The 16,717-nt window shown below is 73.5% G+C and carries 17 protein-coding genes; 14 read left to right on the forward strand and 3 right to left on the reverse strand.

Features of this window, described 5'->3' with window-relative positions:
• Positions 1–618 precede the first annotated feature (618 nt).
• Both EJK16_RS13800 and lhgO read left to right on the forward strand, forming a co-directional pair.
• Complete coding sequence (locus EJK16_RS13800; RefSeq protein ID WP_205739766.1) at positions 619–1,779, forward strand: Ldh family oxidoreductase; 1,161 nt, start codon at positions 619–621, stop codon at positions 1,777–1,779.
• Positions 1,780–3,012, forward strand: a complete 1,233-nt coding sequence (gene lhgO / locus EJK16_RS13805) for an L-2-hydroxyglutarate oxidase (protein ID WP_127130259.1) — start codon at positions 1,780–1,782, stop codon at positions 3,010–3,012.
• A 90-nt stretch (positions 3,013–3,102) separates the two neighbouring features.
• Here lhgO and EJK16_RS13810 read toward each other — a convergent pair whose 3' ends face one another.
• Both EJK16_RS13810 and EJK16_RS13815 read right to left on the reverse strand, forming a co-directional pair.
• On the reverse strand, positions 3,103–3,603 hold the full coding sequence (locus tag EJK16_RS13810) for a methylated-DNA--[protein]-cysteine S-methyltransferase (RefSeq protein ID WP_127130261.1): 501 nt from the start codon (positions 3,601–3,603) through the stop codon (positions 3,103–3,105).
• A gap of 107 nt (positions 3,604–3,710) precedes the next feature.
• A complete protein-coding gene (locus EJK16_RS13815) occupies positions 3,711–4,355 on the reverse strand; it encodes a dihydrofolate reductase family protein (protein WP_127130263.1) in 645 nt (214 codons plus the stop codon).
• A 415-nt stretch (positions 4,356–4,770) separates the two neighbouring features.
• Here EJK16_RS13815 and EJK16_RS13820 point away from each other — a divergent pair, with 415 nt between their 5' ends.
• The 5 genes from EJK16_RS13820 to EJK16_RS13840 all read left to right on the forward strand — a co-directional run bounded on the left by EJK16_RS13820 (position 4,771) and on the right by EJK16_RS13840 (position 10,164).
• Complete coding sequence (locus EJK16_RS13820) at positions 4,771–5,412, forward strand: hypothetical protein (RefSeq protein WP_127130265.1); 642 nt, start codon at positions 4,771–4,773, stop codon at positions 5,410–5,412.
• Positions 5,413–5,608: 196 nt separating this feature from the next.
• The gene (locus EJK16_RS13825) at positions 5,609–6,517 is read left to right on the forward strand and encodes a cation diffusion facilitator family transporter (protein ID WP_240646063.1); all 909 of its coding nucleotides are present in this window, start codon (positions 5,609–5,611) and stop codon (positions 6,515–6,517) included.
• 96 nt (positions 6,518–6,613) lie between these two features.
• Positions 6,614–7,171, forward strand: coding sequence for an alpha/beta hydrolase (locus EJK16_RS13830; RefSeq protein ID WP_205739767.1), 558 nt, complete (start codon positions 6,614–6,616; stop codon positions 7,169–7,171).
• Between the two features lie 151 nt (positions 7,172–7,322).
• Positions 7,323–8,819 carry a gluconokinase gene (locus EJK16_RS13835; protein ID WP_127130269.1) on the forward strand — a complete coding sequence of 499 codons (1,497 nt, stop codon included), beginning with the start codon at positions 7,323–7,325 and terminating at the stop codon, positions 8,817–8,819.
• Between the two features lie 544 nt (positions 8,820–9,363).
• Positions 9,364–10,164, forward strand: coding sequence for a C40 family peptidase (locus EJK16_RS13840; protein ID WP_240646064.1), 801 nt, complete (start codon positions 9,364–9,366; stop codon positions 10,162–10,164).
• Between the two features lie 199 nt (positions 10,165–10,363).
• On the opposite strand, the gene EJK16_RS13845 is transcribed toward EJK16_RS13840, so the two are convergent.
• The gene (locus EJK16_RS13845) at positions 10,364–10,876 is read right to left on the reverse strand and encodes a MarR family winged helix-turn-helix transcriptional regulator (protein WP_240646065.1); all 513 of its coding nucleotides are present in this window, start codon (positions 10,874–10,876) and stop codon (positions 10,364–10,366) included.
• Between the two features lie 103 nt (positions 10,877–10,979).
• On the opposite strand from EJK16_RS13845, the gene idi reads away from it, so the two are divergent.
• From idi to EJK16_RS13880, 7 genes are read left to right on the forward strand one after another with little or no spacing between them, the layout of a single operon-like run.
• Complete coding sequence (idi, locus tag EJK16_RS13850; protein ID WP_127130271.1) at positions 10,980–11,558, forward strand: isopentenyl-diphosphate Delta-isomerase; 579 nt, start codon at positions 10,980–10,982, stop codon at positions 11,556–11,558.
• Positions 11,555–12,586, forward strand: a complete 1,032-nt coding sequence (locus tag EJK16_RS13855; RefSeq protein ID WP_127130273.1) for a polyprenyl synthetase family protein — start codon at positions 11,555–11,557, stop codon at positions 12,584–12,586. Before idi ends, EJK16_RS13855 begins: the two co-directional genes overlap by 4 nt.
• Positions 12,583–13,464, forward strand: coding sequence for a squalene/phytoene synthase family protein (locus EJK16_RS13860; RefSeq protein ID WP_127130275.1), 882 nt, complete (start codon positions 12,583–12,585; stop codon positions 13,462–13,464). Before EJK16_RS13855 ends, EJK16_RS13860 begins: the two co-directional genes overlap by 4 nt.
• Positions 13,461–15,074 carry a phytoene desaturase family protein gene (crtI, locus tag EJK16_RS13865; protein WP_127130277.1) on the forward strand — a complete coding sequence of 538 codons (1,614 nt, stop codon included), beginning with the start codon at positions 13,461–13,463 and terminating at the stop codon, positions 15,072–15,074. The genes EJK16_RS13860 and crtI overlap by 4 nt, the downstream gene beginning before the upstream one ends.
• On the forward strand, positions 15,071–15,406 hold the full coding sequence (locus tag EJK16_RS13870; protein ID WP_127130279.1) for a lycopene cyclase domain-containing protein: 336 nt from the start codon (positions 15,071–15,073) through the stop codon (positions 15,404–15,406). The genes crtI and EJK16_RS13870 overlap by 4 nt, the downstream gene beginning before the upstream one ends.
• Positions 15,403–15,828, forward strand: a complete 426-nt coding sequence (locus EJK16_RS13875; RefSeq protein WP_127130281.1) for a lycopene cyclase domain-containing protein — start codon at positions 15,403–15,405, stop codon at positions 15,826–15,828. The genes EJK16_RS13870 and EJK16_RS13875 overlap by 4 nt, the downstream gene beginning before the upstream one ends.
• Positions 15,818–16,714: a prenyltransferase gene (locus EJK16_RS13880; RefSeq protein ID WP_127130283.1), complete on the forward strand. Its 897-nt coding sequence runs from the start codon at positions 15,818–15,820 to the stop codon at positions 16,712–16,714. The genes EJK16_RS13875 and EJK16_RS13880 overlap by 11 nt, the downstream gene beginning before the upstream one ends.
• Positions 16,715–16,717: the final 3 nt, after the last annotated feature.

A 16,717-nucleotide genomic window follows, 5' to 3' on the forward strand; every position in this document is an offset into this window, starting at 1 on the left:
ACGGCGGTGGACGGAAGGTCTGTGGTGCCGGTGCTGCTGCTGATGTAGATGGTGGCGGCGATGACGACTGCTCGAACGGTGCCGTCACGATGTAACCGTCACCGGACGACGCGAAACCGTATCGAGATCGGATCTCCCGGCCCGGAGCCGATCGTCGTCTGCGCCTCCATCTGTCAGAAGCACGTCATTGGTTCTCCTGGCGTCATTGCTGGGGTAAGGCTTCCATCCCGACCGATACCTGTCCAACACAACCTCGGTATCGCACGATGCCGTCCAGGTATGGCACCGACGCCCGTCCGGATACGGCGGACGGCGGACTCGCGGGCCGCCCGGGCGATGCCCGGACGGCATCGCGCGATGTCGCTCCAGTATTGGACGGGTATGGCACCGACAGTTAGCGTGCGGACACTGCCGAAGGAGCTCACCAATGACGTTTGCCCAGCCCCCGCACGTGACCACGCCCGTCGGGTCCCCGGCCGGCCGCGTCGCATCGCCCGCGCCGTCGCCCGCCGTCTGGAGCGCGTCGGGCGCACGATCGGCTACCACAGCCGCTCGCCCGTCGAAGATGCCGCCCGTGCCGGGCTCGAACTCGACCCTCGACACCACGGAGGTAATCCGGTGACTGCTCAGACCGACGACATCCCGACACCGACGGGCGAGGCAGCGCCGCCCGGGCAGGCGGCGACCAAGGCCGCCCTGCGCCGGTTCCACCCCGAGGTCGTCCGCGCGCAGATCCTCGCCGTACTCGACGCGTGGGGCATGCCCGAAGACCTCGCGGCGGTGTCGGCCGATGTCATGGTGGACACCGACCTCGCCGGGATCGACTCGCACGGCATCTCGATGCTGCCGAGCTACCAGGGCCTGGTCGACGAGGGCCGGATGGACATCGCCGCCCGCCCACTCGTGGTCCACGAGACCGCCACCACCGCGCTGCTCGACGCCCAGGACGGCCTGGGGCACCCCACGACCGCCGAGGCCATGGCTTTGGCGGTCGCGAAGGCCCGGACGGCCGGTATGGGCGCCGTGGCGGTCCACCGTTCACATCACTTCGGCGCCGCCGGGTACTACGCCCGGATCGCCGCAGACGCCGGCATGGTCGGGCTGGTCACCACGACTACCCGTGCCCGCGCCGTGGTGCCCACACGTGGATCCACCCCGCTGCTCGGCACCAACCCGATCGCCTTCGCGGCGCCCACCACCGACCCCGAGCGCCCGTTCCTGCTGGACATGTCGACCAGCTCGGTCGCGGTGAACAAGGTCAAGGTCTACGACTTCCTCGACAAGCCCCTGCCGGCGGGATGGGTGCTTGACGGGCAGGGCCTGCCGGTCACGGACCCGCACGCCGCGCACGCGCGGCTGCGCGCACAGGAGGAAGGCGGCCTCACGCCCCTCGGCGGCACGGAGGCGCTGTCGAGCCACAAGGGCTACGGCCTGGGAGTGATGGTCCAGATCCTCGCCGGCGCGCTCAGCGGCGCGCTGTTCGCGCCCGAGAAGGGCCGGCCGGGCCCCGACGACATCGGCCACTTCTGCCTGGCCATCGACCCGGCCGCGTTCGGTGGCGCCGAGACCTTCCGGCCAGCGGTGTCGGAGATCGTGGACACCCTCCACGTGCACCCCAGCACCTCGCCCGACCGGCCGGTGCTGGTAGCGGGCGACCCCGAGCGCCTCGCCCGCGCCGAGCGGTCCGAGCACGGCATTCCCATCAGCGACGCTCTCCTGGACCTGCTCGCCGGTATCTGCACCGCCGCGGGCGCCGACTTCCTCCTCGAGGGGGCATAAATGACGTACGACTTCGTCGTGATCGGCGGCGGCATCGTCGGCCTGTCCACCGCCCTGAGTCTGCTGCGCGCCCAGCCCGGTGCGAAGGTGGCGGTGCTGGAGAAGGAGGCCGAGCTCGCGGCGCACCAGACCGGCCACAACTCCGGCGTCATCCACGCCGGCATCTACTACGCGCCCGGCTCCCTCAAAGCCACGCTGTGCCGCGCGGGGGAGAAAGCCACCAAGGACTTCTGCGACTCGCACGGCATCGCGTACTCCACCATCGGCAAGCTGGTGGTCGCCACCGATGACGTCGAGGTCGCCCGGCTGCATCACCTACGAGACCGGGCGGGTGTCAACGGCATCGACGTCGAAGAGGTCGACGGCGCCCGGCTGCGGGAGCTAGAGCCCAACGTCACCGGCCGTGAAGCACTACTGGTGCGCAGCACGGGCGTCGTGGACTACCGCGCCGTCACGCGGGCCATGGCCGACGACGTGCGTGCCGCCGGCGGGGAGGTGCACACCGCCACCCCCGTCACCGCCATCCGTGAGGGCGCCGACGCCGTCGAGGTCGACACCCCCGGCCGCGGCTTCCGCGCACGTCGCCTCATCGCATGCGCCGGCCTGCAGGCGGACCGGGTGCTGCGCCTGGGCGGGGTGGAGCCGGACTTCCGCATCATCCCCTTCCGCGGGGAGTACTACGAGCTCCCGCCCGAGCGCGCGGGCCTGGTCACCCACCTCATCTACCCGGTGCCCGACCCTGAGCTTCCCTTCCTCGGCGTGCACCTCAGCCCCACCATCGACGGGCGAATCACCGTCGGTCCAAACGCTGTCTTGGGCCTGGCCCGCGAGGGCTATCCCAAGGCCGCCGTGAATCTCAGGGACGTCGCCGACTATGCCCGCTTCCCCGGCATGTGGAAGTTTGCCCGGGCCAACCTGCGCACCGGCGTCGTCGAGGCCTTCAACTCCGTGGTCAAGGCGGGCTATCTGGCGCAGGCCCGCAAGTACTGCCCCGACCTCACCGCGGCGGACCTACGCCCACACGTAGCCGGGATCCGTGCGCAGGCCCTCCTGCGGGACGGCTCTGTGGTGGAGGACTTCCTGCTGCGCCAGACCGCACGCCAGCTCCACGTGGCCAACGCCCCCTCCCCTGCCGCCACCTCTTCCCTGCCGATCGGTCAGATGATCGCCGCCCGGGTGCTCGACGGGCGCGGTCAGACCACCGACGCGCCGAACGCTTCGCCGAGGACGTAAGTGACGGCCGCGCAGCCGTAGCTGTGGGTGAGCTGGTGCAGCGCCCGGCCACGGCGTCCTCTCCGGCGGTCAAGGAGAGGGTGCCGGCGCTCAGAACAAGGTCGCCGCCCGCATCGCGGCCGGGCGCTCGAGGTCGAGCAGGAAGCGCTTGTGCTCGATCCCCCCGGCGTAGCCGGTCAGGGAGCCGTCGGCGCCGATCACCCGGTGGCAGGGCACCACGATGGAGATCGGGTTGCGCCCGTTGGCGGCGCCCACCGCCCGCACCGCCTGGGGGACGAGGCCCATCTCGGCGGCGAGCGCGCCGTACGAACGGGTCTGCCCGTACGGGACCCGGGTGAGGGCGTCCCACACCCGCCGCTGGAACTCGCTGCCCGCCGTCCGGGTGCGCAGGGTGAACTCGCGCCGCTCGCCGGCGAAGTACTCCCCCAGCTGCTCCGCAGCCTCGGCGAACCCGGCGTCGTCCCGCTCCCCGAAGGACGCCTCGGGAGGGACGTGGCGGCCACCGTCCATGTACAGGCCCGTGAGCACGCCCTCGTCACCGACGAGCGTGAGCTCGCCGACCGGCGAGTCGATCTTCGTGTAGGTCGTCATCAACCGCTCCTCTCGCCAGGTAGACGCACCGGCCGCCGGTCTCGTGAGGTGGTCCCGAGGTAATCCTGCCGCACGGCACCGACACGAGGACCTCGCGGCCGCGGCACCTAGCGGCGGGTGAAGGTCAGGTGGGTCGTGCCGCTCGGGGATGTGACGGACTCGATGTCGAAGCGGCGCTCCAGGCCTTCGAGTCCGTCCCAGAGCCGGACGCCACGGCCGAGGACGATCGGCACCAGAGCGACGTGCATGTGGTCGATGAGGTCGGCGGCGAGGAACTCGCGCACCGTGGTGGGGCCTCCACCAATGCGGACATCGAGTCCGCCGGCGGCGTCGCGGGCGGTCGCAAGGGCTTCGGCGGGGCTGGCGTCGAGGAAATGGAACGTGGTCCCGCCCTCCATCTGGACGGCGGGACGAGGGTGGTGGGTGAGCACGAACACCGGTGTGTGAAAGACCGGGTTATCGCCCCACCAACCCTTCCACTTCTCATCGGTCCACGCCCCGTGCTGGGGGCCGAACTTGCCGCGCCCCATGATCTCTGCGCCGATGCCCTGGTTCCAGCTGCGGGCGAAGGCCTCGTCGACGCCGGCGCCGCCGCCGGGCTTGCCTTGCATCGCGCGGAAGGTCAGCGTCTCGAGGGCCCATTCGTGCAGGCGCATCTGCGCGTGCCCGAAGGGCGCGTCCAGGGACTGGCCTTCGCCGGTACCGAAGCCGTCGAGAGAGACGCTGAAGTTATGGACGCGGACCCGTGGCATCGTTGCGACCTCCGAGTGGACTCCGAGTTGACATCACTCTACGCACCACCGCCACGCGGTCGGTCCCAAAGCCGCACCGCGCTCGGCCGTGAGCCTCGACCGGGTCCGTGATCCGTCGCAGCTCCGCGTAATCCATCCGCGCATGCAGTGGTACGGGCGGAGGGCAACCGCCATTCGTGAGGTCGTCAAGTCGTCGCATGACAGCACTCGACGCCTTGGGGACACAGTGCATTCTCCGGGATCACGAATTCCCCAGAAGATCCGCGTCACCAAGAATCACCCGCGTCATTGGAGACGGACCCACCCGGAGCGCCGATCAACGGTCTAACGCCCACCAACCAAGAATGGGGCCACTAATGTGGGTCTTCACGGGTTGCTGACCTTGGGAGGGGCAATGGCAAGGGTGCCACCTCGCGTGCTGGCGATGGCTCTGGTGTCGGTAGCGACGCTCTCCGGGGTTTCCAGCTGCAGCTTGGTTCCGCCCGCCGGCCTGACTCCACTCCCTCCCATCCACGAGTACGTTCCCTCGGACTGGGATCTCGAACGGCGGCAGGAGCTGCTCGCAGAGACTGCCGCAGCAACCGGGCTGACCGACCCCCCGGACGTGGACGTCGTGAGATGGGTCAACCCGGAGGACGCGAGCGACATCGCGGTCGAATGTCTCAGAGACGCAGGGTTCCCCGTGAAGCAGGAGGCCGATGGTTACTCCTACGGATCCAACGAAGAGGATCAGCAAGACGCCTATTTCCTCGCGAGCTATGTGTGTAACGCGCGGTACCCCGTGAGGCTGGACATCGATCGCCCGTTGAGCGATGAGGAGCTAGACGCCGTCTACGCGCACCTGGAGGACGTCTTCCTTCCCTGTGCAGCCGAGCACGGGTACGCCGGGCTCTCCACGCCGTCGCGTGAGGAGTACGCCCGCGCCATGCAGGGCGAGACGCTCGACCCCGTGTACCTCCAACTGACCCGAGAGCACCACCTGACGGGCAGCGAGCTCGAGAGGCTCTTGGAAAGGTGCCAGCTGCGCCCACCGGGCCTGAGGAGCCACGAAGCCTAGAGACGCGAAGGTGCCCGGAATGCTCGCGCGCGGGGACGGGTCCGTCGTCGCAGTCGCCTCGACCGCCGGCCAGATGCCGACCAGCGAATCGTGCCGTCCCCCCCGACACGAGGACGCGCCCTGGGGTTCGCGAGCACCGGCGCGTGACACGGCCCCCCGACCCCGCGAGATGATGGCTGCCGGAGAAGGGGGCGGCATGGTCCACGAGCACGACCACCACGAGGCGAACCGCACACGCCTGGCGGTCGCCTTCGCGATCACCGCGGCGGTGCTCGTCGCGGAGGTCGTCGGCGCGATCTGGACCGGGAGCCTCGCGCTTCTCGTCGACGCCGCCCACATGCTGACCGACTCCGCCGGGCTCCTGCTCGCGCTGGTGGCCGCCTCGCTGACGCTGCGCCCGGCCACGTCCCAGCGCACCTGGGGGTTCCGCCGCGCGGAGGTGCTGGCCGCCGCCGCCCAGGCGGCGATCCTGCTCGCCGTCGGGCTCTACGCGCTCGTCGAGGGCGTCCGCCGCCTCATGAACCCGCCGGAGGTGTCCGCGGGCGGGCTGCTCGTCTTCGGCGTCATCGGCCTCCTGGCGAACCTTGCGTCGATCGTGGTGCTGGCGGGGGGACGGCACGCCAACCTCAACCTCCGCGCCGCGTTCCTGGAGGTCATCAACGACGCCCTCGGCTCCGTGGCCGTGATCGTCGGCGCGATCGTCATCGCCACCACCGGGTGGACCCGCGCGGACGCCGTCGCGGCCATCCTCATCAGCACCCTCATCGTGCCGCGCACCGTGATGCTGCTGCGCGAGACCGGCAACGTGCTGCTGGAGTCCACCCCCCGCGGCCTCGACCTCGACGAGGTCCGCCGCCACCTCCTCGGCGTGCCCCACGTGCGTGGGGTCCACGACCTGCACGCCTCCCAGATCGCGTCCGGGCTCCCCGTCCTCTCCGCACACGTGGTCATCGACGACGACTGCTTCCACGACGGCCACGCACCCGAGCTCCTCCACGAGCTGCAGAGCTGCGTGGCCGAGCACTTCGCCATCAGCGTCGCGCACTCCACGTTCCAGCTCGAGCAGGCGGGGCACCGCCCCCACGAGGGCCACATGCACGACTGAGACGTCCCCCGGGCGTCCGGTGTGACATCCAACCGCATCGCCGCGCCGAGCGCGTCGGGGCGAAGCGGTGACCCGCGGGCGGATATCGTCAGCACAGTGAGGATCTTCGATGGTGATGCGCGCCGGGTGGCCACGCTCTTCCCGGGCATCGGCTACACGCCCGACCGGCCGCTGCTGCACTACGCCGGGACGATCCTGCGCGACAGCGGATGGGCCGTGCGCAACGTCTGGTGGCCCGAGCTGCCCGACGACGGCGACTCCCTGAACACGATGGTCAGCGACATCGCCTGGCGCGAGCTCCACGCGGAGGTCGCGACCAAGCGGCTGGTCATCGGCAAGTCCCTCGGCAGCCTCGCGATCCCCGTCGCCGCGGAGATGGCGCTGCCCGGCATCTGGCTCACGCCCCTGCTCCACAACCCCAAGGTGCTCGACGGCCTCGCCCGCATGGAGGCCCCCACCCTGCTGATCGGCGGCACGGACGACGAGCTGTGGGACGGCGACGCCGCGCGCGCGACCGGGCACCAGGTGCTCGAGATCGACGGCGCGAACCACAGCCTCGAGTTCGCCGGCGACCCCCAGCGCTCCATCGGCACCCTCGGCGCCGTCGCGGAGGCGATGGTCGACTTCGTCGAGAGGATCGCCGCCGCCGTCTGACGGCGCCGGGCCGGGCACCGAGCCGGGCACCGAGCCGGGCACCGAGCCGGGCACCGAGCCGGGCACGGCCTCGGCGGCCCTAGGATCCGGGTGCCGGCCTCGGCGGCCCTAGGATGAGGCCGCCCTGTCCCGTCCGCCCGCGAGGAGCCTCATGCCGACGACCGATATCCGTGTTGACCTCGGTGACGCCCTCGACCCGCTGGTCCTTGCCCTCGACGTCGGCTCCACCGCGAGCCGCGGCGGCCTGTACGACGCCGCCGGCCGGCCGGTGCGCGGCCGCAGGCACAAGGTGGCGCACCAGTTCACCACCGCGACCGACGGCAGGTCCGAGATCGACCCGGACCAGGTGGTCCGTGAGATCGAGGAGATCCTCACCGCCCTCGCCGTCGAACCGCTGACGGGACGCATCGCCGGCGTCGCGATGGACACCTTCGCCTCCTCGCTCGTCGGCGTGGACGCCGAGGGCCGGCCGCTGACCCCCTGCTTCACCTATGCCGACTCCCGGTGCGCCCCCCAGGTGGGCGCGCTGCGCCGGGAGCTCGACGAGCGCGAAGTCCAGCAGCGCACCGGCACCCGCCTGCACACCAGCTACCTGCCCGCGCGGCTGCGCTGGCTGCGCGAGAGCGCGCCGGAGACCTTCGCCCGCGTGGACCGGTGGCTCTCGCTCGGTGAGTACGTCCACCTGCAGATCCTCGGCCGGACGGCGGTGGGCACGTCGACGGCGGCATGGACCGGGATGCTCGACCGGCGCACCGGCGCCTGGGACGCCGAGCTCCTCGCGGCCTGCGGCGTGCGTCCCGAGCAGCTCTCCGAGATCCGCGACCCCGACCGGCCGCTGTCCGCGAGCGACGCCGCCGGGCGGCGCTGGCCGGCGCTGGCCGGCGCGGCATGGTTCCCGGTCATCACCGACGGCTTCGCCAGCAACGTCGGCGCGGGCGCCGCCGACGCGTCCACCATCGCGGCCGCCGCGGCCACGAGCGGGGCGATGCGCGTGCTCGCCCCCGGCATCCCCGACGAGATCCCCGCCGGCCTGTGGTGCTACCGCGTGGACTCCTCCCGCTCACTGCTCGGCGGGGCCCTGAACGACGTCGGGCGGGTGCTCGCCTGGCTCGAGACCACGGTGAAGGTGCCCGAGGACGCCGACCTCGGCGCGGTCCTGGCCGCGGCCCCCGAGCCCTCCACGCCGGCGGTGCTCCCGTTCCTGACCGGGGAGCGCAGCACCGGGTGGGCGGCGAACGCCCGCGCGGTCATGGCGGACGTCTCGGTGGCGACGACGCCGGCCATGATGGTGCGCGGCGCGATGGAGGGCGTGGCGCTCGCCTACGCCCGGGTGGCCGACCAGCTCGCGTCGGCCGCCGGGCGGCCGCAGCGGATCGTGGCCAGCGGCCGGGTGACCCAGGACGTGCCCACGTGGCTCCAGGTGCTCGCCGACGCCATCGGCGCACCGGTGGACCACGTCACCATGAAGCGCACGACGCTGCACGGCACCGCCCTCGTCGCCCTGGAGGTCCTCGCCCCGGACGTGCCTCGGGCGGCCGTGGAGATCGGCGGGTCGTACGAGCCCGTCCCGGCTCACGCGGAGCACTACGCCGGGCGCAAGGCCCGCTTCCAGGCCCTCTACGACGCGGTCGTCGCGCCGTCGGCCTGAGCGGCCCACTACCCCCGCTCCCGCCCACGCGCCGCCCCGCCGCGCACGCACACGCGCCCCACCCCCGCCGACCGGTCAAGTACTCGCGCCCCACCCCCGCCGACCGGTCAAGTACTCGCGCCGCCTGACCACTGGTCGTGCCCGGCTGGACGAAGTCGTACTCCGCGCGATCTACGACCACGTCCGGCGGAGTACGACCGGTCGACGCCGGTCCGGCCCAGGTGAGCTGGTTAGCAACCGGTCGACGCCGGTGGCGGCTCAGGTGGGCTGCTAGTACTTGACCGCTCGCGCCCAAGAGGGGGGCGAAGGTCCCTGCGGGGTAACGGAGCGTTGATGCTGGTAACTGGCGGGACCGCCGAGTGCCGGCCGCCGACGACGCGCCGTACCGAGGGCGACTTTGCCGCACAGTTCTGCGGCAGACGGCGCGACGGCGTTACCCAAAAGTGACATCTGTCGCCACGTTCGATAACGTCCACCTTGCTTCCGGAAATTCCCCTCCAGAAGTGAGTGGGGCCTACCTGGCCCTCAGCAGGAGAGGCACTTCGTGACCACCACCGTCGTCAGCGGCGCACGCCACCGGGCAGCGCGTCGCCCCTCCACCCCGCTGTCCTCCCTCGGCCAGAGCCTCACCGGCCCGGCCGCCCGGCGCGGCCTCGCCGCCGCCGCCTCCTCCGGCCTCGTCCTGACCATGGCCGCCACGTCGGCCGGCGCCAGCACCGGCTCCACGACGGCGATGCCGAAGGTTGACATCTCCTCCGTCACCGCCGAGGCGCTGACCGCCATGGTGACCACGCCGTCGGTCACCGTGCCCGCGAGCGTCGTCTGGAGCGTCGAGCCCCTCGCCGCCCGCGCCACCCCGGCGCCCGAGCGCGCCATCCTGGCAGAGCGGGCCACCCCGGTCGCGTCCCGCACCGGCGAGCGCGCCGACCTCGCCACGGTCACCGCGGAAGCCACCGGCTCCGCCGCCGCCGAGACGGCCACCGACCAGGTGGCCGCCCCCGCGCCGCTCGGCTCGGCCAGCGCCCTCATCAGCTTCGCCCGCCAGTTCGTGGGCACCCCGTACGTCTACGGCGGTTCCACCCCGGGCGGCTTCGACTGCTCCGGGTTCACCAAGTTCGTCTTCGCCGAGCTCGGCATCAACCTCCCGCGCAGCTCGGGCGCGCAGGCGGCGGCCGGCACCGCCGTCTCGGCCGCCGAGGCCCGGCCCGGCGACCTCGTCTGGTGGCCCGGCCACGTCGGCATCTACACCGGGGGCGGCAACCACATCGCGGCCCGCCAGCCCGGCACCGCGCTGGCCGAGGGCCCGATCACCCACACCAGCCCGACGTTCATCCGCATCGGCTGAGCACCGCCCGCTGCCGAGAGAGGCCCGTCCCTTGAGTGGCGGGCCTCTCTCGTCTCCGCACAGTGGCCCGCCCCTGCGGGCGGCGGCCTCTCTCGCCTCCGCATAGCGGCCCGTCCCTCAAGGGGGCGGGCCGTGCTCGTCTTGGCCTAGCGGCCCGTCCCGGCGCGCGGCGCGCGGCCCGCACCCGCAGGGCCCGCCGTCACCGCGGCGTGAGGGGCGCCGCGCCCCCCTCCTCGTCCAGCAGCGCCGCCATGCCCGCGAGGAACGCGACCACCGCCTCCCGCGCCTCCGGCGGCACGGAGCGGGCGACGTCGGCCATCCGCTCGTGCATGTGCGCGAGTCGTTCACGGATCTGGTCGTGGGCGTGCGCGGTGGCCGTCAGGACGAGCGAGCGGCGGTCGCGCGGGTGCGGGGAGCGCGCCAGGTGCCCGGACGCGGTGAGCCGGTCGAGGAGCTTGGTCGTCGACGCGGTCGAGATCCGCAGGTGCGCGCTCAGCTGCCGGGGGGTGACGGCCTCGCCGCGCCCCTCGCCGGCGATGACGAACTGCAGCGCCTGAAGGTCCGTGACGTTCATGTCCATGCCCTCGCTCATGCGGCGGCGCATCTCCTGGTCGGCCCGCCGGAACCGCCGCACGGCGTGCAGGACGGCGACGACGGACGCGTCGCCGTCGTACCAGTAGTGCGCCTCCGGCGCCGGGGTGTCCCTGTCCACACGACTATGTTACCTTCTCTTATTACTAGCCCGGCTAGCAAATAGCCGCCCGCCGTCCGGACAGCGGCGGCCACGCTCACACCCACCTACCAGGAGCAGCGAGATGCACACGTCCCGCCGTCGCCCCCCCGACCACGTGGTGCTGGTCGACGAGCGGGGCACACCGGTCGGGGCCGCGCCACGCTCTGCCGTGCACGGCCCGGACGCCCCGCTCCACCTCGCCTTCTCGTGCTACCTCTTCCGCGGGGACGGGAAGGTGCTGCTCGCCCGCCGCGCCCTGGCCAGGCCGACCTGGCCCGGGGTGTGGACGAACGCCCTGGGCGGGCACCCACGCGCCGGGGAGCCCGTCCCCGCGGCGATCGCCCGCCGGGCCCGTCGCGAGCTCGGGGTGGGCGTGACGGACCTCGTCTGCGCGCTGCCCCACTTCCGCTACCGCGCGACAGACCCGTCGGGGCGTGTCGAGAATGTGCTCTGCCCGGTCTACCTGGCGTGGACCACGGCCGAACCGCACCCGCACCCCCGGGAGGTCATGGAGATGCGCTGGGTCGAACCGGAGGAGCTCGGCCGCGCGGTGGCCGCGGCGCCCTGGGCGCTGAGCCCGTGGCTGGTCACGCAGGTCGGCGAGCTCGCCGAGGTCGACCCCGCGGGCCTCGCGGCGGGCGTCACGGAGCTGGCCGGATGAGCACCGTCGACGCGCGGCTCAGGCAGCTCTTCGACGAGGGCGCGGCGCACGCGGAGGCCATCGACGGCGACTACCACCAGCTCTGGCTCGCCCTCGGCCGCGCCGGAGAGGGCGGCAAGCGACTCCGGCCCGCCCTGGTCACCGCCACCTACGGCGCGCTGGGCGGCCGCGACCTCCCCCTCGCCGCTCGCGTCGGCGCCGCGATCGAGCTGCTGCACACCGCGTTCGTCATCCACGACGACATCATCGACGGCGACGAGACCCGTCGCGGCCGGCCCAACGTCACCGGCACGTTCACCGAGCGCGCCCGCTCCTCGGGCGCCCCCCTGGACCGCGCGGCCACCTTCGGGCTCACCGCCGGCATCCTCGCCGGCGACCTCGCGCTCGTCGCCGCGATCCGCGCGACGGCGCTGGCCGGAGCGCCGCCGCGGACCACCGAGCGCCTCCTCGAGCTGGTCGACCGGGCCGTGCACGTCACCGCCGCCGGCGAGCTGGCCGACGTCCGCCTCAGCCTCGACCTCGCGCCCGTCTCGCTGGGCGAGATCCTCACCATGGAGGAGCACAAGACCGCGGTGTACTCCTTCGAGCTGCCCCTTCAGGCCGGCGCCGTGCTGGCCGGCGCGGACGCCCCGCTCGTGCGCGGCCTGGGCGACTTCGGGCGCCTGGTGGGCATCGGGTTCCAGCTGCTCGACGACCTCCAGGGGGTCTTCGGCGACGAGGCGGTCACCGGCAAGAGCGCCCTGTCGGACCTGCGCGAGGGCAAGGTGACCCCGCTCGTCGCGCATGCGCGCAGCACGGCCGCCTGGCCCGAGATCGCGCCGTTCGTCGGCGACCGCGGGCTCACGCCGTCGGGCGCGGCGGTGGCGCGGGACCTGCTCACCCGCTGCGGGTCACGCCGGTTCATCGAGGACCTGGCGGGCAGCTACGTGACGGCGGCGCTCGGCGTGGCCGAACGACTCGAGCTGCCCGCCGACCTCCTGGACTGGGTGACCTCGATGACCGACGACCTTGCCCGGAGGGCCGCATGAGCGTCGACGACCGCCTCGCCAAGCCACGATCCGGTGACCTCTACGACGACGTCGCCCGCGCGAGCGCCGCCGTCGTCATCCGCGGCTACTCCACGTCCTTCACCTGGGCCTGCCGGCTCCTGCGCGAGCCCGTGCGCACCCGGGTGCGCACCATCTACGCCCTGGTCCGGCTGGCCGACGAGATCGTCGACGGCCCCGCCGGCGTGGCCGACCCCCGCCGCGCCGGGCGCCTGCTCACCGCCCTCGAGGAGGAGACGTACGCGGCGCTGGACGGCGGGTACAGCACCAACCTCCTCGTGCACGCCTTCGCCGGCACCGCCCGGGAGTGCGGGATCGGCCGCGACCTCGTCGCCCCCTTCTTCGCCTCCATGGCCACCGACCTCACCACGGCCACGCACACCGCGGGCAGCCTGAGCACCTACGTCTTCGGCTCCGCGGAGGTCGTCGGGCTGATGTGCCTGCGCGCCTTCCTCGCCGACGAGCCGGCCCCGGCGGCGTACGACGCGCTCGCGCCCGCGGCCCGGCGCCTCGGCGCGGCGTTCCAGAAGGTCAACTTCCTGCGCGACCTCGCCGCGGACCACGACGAGCTGGGGCGGACGTACTTCCCCGGGATCGACGTCGAGGAGCTCCGCGACGCGGAGCGGGACGCGCTCCTGGACGACGTCGACGCCGACCTCGCGGCCGCGGCCGCGGGGATCCCCCGGCTGCCGGCGAGCAGCCGGGCGGCCGTGCGCGCCGCGCACGACCTCTTCGCCGCGCTCTCGCGCCGCCTGCGCCGCACCCCGGCCGCGCAGATCCGGCGCACGCGCGTGCGCGTGCCGGGACCGGTGAAGGCCGGGATCGTCGCCGCGGCCGTGCTGACCGGGGGCCGGGCATGACGACGTCGGCGGCCGTGGCGCGTCCCCGCCGGCCCGGGACCGGCGGCGGGGGCCGGCGCGCCGTCGTCATCGGCGGCGGGATCGCGGGCCTCGCGTCGGCCGCGCTGCTGGCGCGCGACGGGTACGACGTCGACGTCCTCGAGCGGCGCGGCGAGCTGGGCGGCCGGGCCGGGCTGTGGGAGAGCGGCGGGTTCCGCTTCGACACCGGGCCCTCCTGGTACCTCATGCCCGAGGTCTTCGACCACTTCTTCCGGCTGCTGGGCACCTCCGCCGCCCAGCAGCTCGACCTCGGCGTCCTCGACCCCGGTTACCGGGTGTTCTTCGAGGGCCACGACGCCCCGGTGGACATCCGCCCGGACCTGGCCGCCAACATGGCGACCTTCGAGGAGATCGAGCCCGGCGCGGGGGCGCGCCTCGAGAGCTACCTCGCCTCCGCGCGCGACACGTACGCCGTCGCCAAGCGCCGGTTCCTCTACACGAGCTTCCAGTCCCTCTGGGCCCTCGCGCGCCCGGAGGTCCTGGTCCGCGGCGGGCGGCTGCTCTCCCTGCTCACCCGGTCCCTGGAGTCCTTCGTCGCCCGGCGCTTCCACGACCGCCGGCTCACGCAGATCCTCGGGTACCCCGCCGTGTTCCTCGGCTCCTCCCCCGACCGCGCGCCGAGCATGTACCACCTCATGAGCCACCTCGACCTCGCTGACGGCGTGCTCTATCCGCAGGGTGGGATCGCGGCGGTCGTGGGCGCCGTCGCGGGCCTCGCCCGCCGCGAGGGCGCCCGCCTGCACACCGGGGCCGCCGCCACCGCCATCACGACGGCACGCTCGGGCCGGCGCGCCCGGGTCACCGGGGTGCGCTACCGCGACGCCGCGGGGGCGGAGCGGACGCTGGACGCGGACGTCGTCGTCGGCGCGGCCGACCTCCACCACGTCGAGACGACCCTGCTGCCCCCCGACCTCCAGACATACCCGCAGGCGTGGTGGGACCGGCGCCAGTCCGGGCCGGGCGCCGTCCTGGTCTACCTCGGCGTCCGGGGCGCCGTGCCGCAGCTCGCGCACCACTCCCTGTTCTTCACCGCCGACTGGCGGCAGAACTTCGCGGACATCTTCGGCCCCCGGGCGCGCGTCCCGGACCCGGCGTCGATCTACGTGTGCGCCCCGTCCCGGAGCGACGTGGCCGTGGCGCCGGCCGGGTCGGAGAACCTCTTCATCCTCGTCCCGGTGCCTCCCGACGCCACGCTGGGCCGCGGCGGCCGGGACGGCGCCGGCGACCCCGCGGTGGAGCGGGTTGCCGACGCCGCCATCGACCAGCTCGCCGCGTGGGCGGGCGTCCCAGACCTGCGCGAACGGATCGTCCTGCGGCGCACCGTCGGGCCCGCCGACTTCGCCGACGAGTTCCACGCGTGGTCCGCCGGGGCGCTGGGGCCGGCGCACACCTGGCGGCAGAGCGCGTTCCTGCGCGGGCGCAACGCCTCGCGCAAGGTCGACGGGCTCTACTACGCGGGCAGCAGCACCATCCCGGGGATCGGGCTGCCCATGTGCCTGATCAGCGCGGAGATCCTGCTCAAGCGGCTGCGCTCGGACCGCTCGACGGCGCCCCTGGCGGAGCCGCTGTGACCGGGTGGGAGTACCTCGGCGTGCTGCTCCTCGCCCTCGCGTGCCTGGCGGCGATGGACCGGCGGTTGCGGCTGTTCCTGTGGGACCGGCCCCGCCGCGCGGCGCTCGTGCTGGCGGTGGGCGTGGTGTTCTTCCTCGTCTGGGACCTCAGCGCGATCGGCCTCGGCATCTACGGCCGCGGCGGCAGCGCGGCGATGACAGGGATCGAGCTCGCCCCCCACCTGCCGCTCGAGGAGGTCTTCTTCGTGACGTTCCTGTGCTACCTGACGATGGTGGCGCACCCGCTGGTGCGCCGGTTCGTGGTGCGGCCCGCGGACCAGGAGGCGGCATGAGCTACCTGGTGCTCAGCCTGGCCTTCCTGGTGGGGGCCGGCGCCGTGGCCCTGGCCGGGGGCCGCGTGGCCCGGCCGGGGCGGCGCTGGTGGGTCGCGAGCGCCGTCGTCGCCGCGGGCCTGCTGGTGCTGACCGTGGTGTTCGACAGCCTCATGGTCGCGGCGGACCTGTTCCGGTACGAGGCCGCCGCGCTCACCGGCCTGCGGGTGGGGCTGGCGCCGGTCGAGGACCTCGCGTGGCCCCTCGCCGCCGCGGCGGCCCTGCCCGCGCTGTGGGAGCTGCTGGGGGCGCGCGAGAAACGCCGGGCCGCGCGGGCCGGGGCGCGGCACCCCGGACGGCCGTACGCCGGCGAGCCGCACCCCGGCGAGCCGCACCCCGCCGCACGGCTCGCCGACCGCGAGGGGGCCCGGGATGAGCACTGACGTCACCCGCGCGGGTGGCGTGCGGGCGGCGCTGCGTCAGCTGCTCGGCGCCTCCCGGCCGGTCAGCTGGATCAACACCGCCTACCCGTTCGCCGCGGCCTACCTGCTCACCGCGGGGCGGGTCGACCTGCCCTTCGTGCTGGGGACGGTGTACTTCCTCGTCCCCTACAACCTGGCGATGTACGGCATCAACGACGTCTTCGACTACGAGTCCGACCTGCGCAACCCGCGCAAGGGCGGCATCGAGGGCGTCGTGCTGGGGCGGCGCTGGCACCGCCTGACGCTGGGGGCGGCGGCGGCCGCGAACGTGCCGTTCCTCGTCGCCCTCGTGGCGCTGGGGGGCGCCGCCTCCACGGCCGTGCTCGCCGTCAGCGTCTTCGCGGTGATTGCGTACTCCGCGCCGGGCCTGCGGTTCAAGGAACGGCCGGTGCTGGACTCCGTCACCTCCGCCACGCACTTCGTCAGCCCGGCCGTCTTCGGGCTGGCCCTCGCGGGCGGCGGCCTCAGCGCGCCGGTGCTGGCCACCCTCGTCGCGTTCTTCCTCTGGGGCATGGCGTCCCAGGCCTTCGGGGCCGTGCAGGACATCCTCAGCGACCGCGCCGCGGGCATCGCCTCCGTCGCCACGTGGCTCGGGGCGCGGACCACGGTGCGCCTGGCCATGGCGGGCTACGGTCTCGCCGCGGCGGTGATGCTCGGGGCGGGCTGGCCCGGGGCCCTCGCCGGGCTCGTGCCGCTGGCCTACGTGCTCAGCGTCGCGCCTTTCCGCCGGCTCACCGACGCGCGGAGCGAGGAGGCCAACCGCGGGTGGCGGCGGTTCCTGTGGCTGAACCTCGTCAGCGGCTTCCTGATCACCCAGCTGCTGATCTGGATCGCGCTGCGCGGCTGAGGG

This window comes from Georgenia sp. SYP-B2076 (assembly GCF_003991205.1).
Classification (GTDB): Bacteria; Actinomycetota; Actinomycetes; order Actinomycetales; family Actinomycetaceae; genus Georgenia.

Coding starts and splice junctions, on each gene's coding strand:
- EJK16_RS13815 (WP_127130263.1), bottom strand. CDS start 4,355: ATGCCACGGGTCCGCGTCCATAACTTCAGCGTCTCTCTCGACGGCTTC.
- EJK16_RS13875 (WP_127130281.1), top strand. CDS start 15,403: ATGAGCTACCTGGTGCTCAGCCTGGCCTTCCTGGTGGGGGCCGGCGCC.
- EJK16_RS13860 (WP_127130275.1), top strand. CDS start 12,583: ATGAGCGTCGACGACCGCCTCGCCAAGCCACGATCCGGTGACCTCTAC.
- EJK16_RS13835 (WP_127130269.1), top strand. CDS start 7,323: ATGCCGACGACCGATATCCGTGTTGACCTCGGTGACGCCCTCGACCCG.
- lhgO (WP_127130259.1), top strand. CDS start 1,780: ATGACGTACGACTTCGTCGTGATCGGCGGCGGCATCGTCGGCCTGTCC.
- idi (WP_127130271.1), top strand. CDS start 10,980: ATGCACACGTCCCGCCGTCGCCCCCCCGACCACGTGGTGCTGGTCGAC.
- EJK16_RS13855 (WP_127130273.1), top strand. CDS start 11,555: ATGAGCACCGTCGACGCGCGGCTCAGGCAGCTCTTCGACGAGGGCGCG.
- crtI (WP_127130277.1), top strand. CDS start 13,461: ATGACGACGTCGGCGGCCGTGGCGCGTCCCCGCCGGCCCGGGACCGGC.
- EJK16_RS13825 (WP_240646063.1), top strand. CDS start 5,609: ATGGTCCACGAGCACGACCACCACGAGGCGAACCGCACACGCCTGGCG.
- EJK16_RS13810 (WP_127130261.1), bottom strand. CDS start 3,603: ATGACGACCTACACGAAGATCGACTCGCCGGTCGGCGAGCTCACGCTC.
- EJK16_RS13880 (WP_127130283.1), top strand. CDS start 15,818: ATGAGCACTGACGTCACCCGCGCGGGTGGCGTGCGGGCGGCGCTGCGT.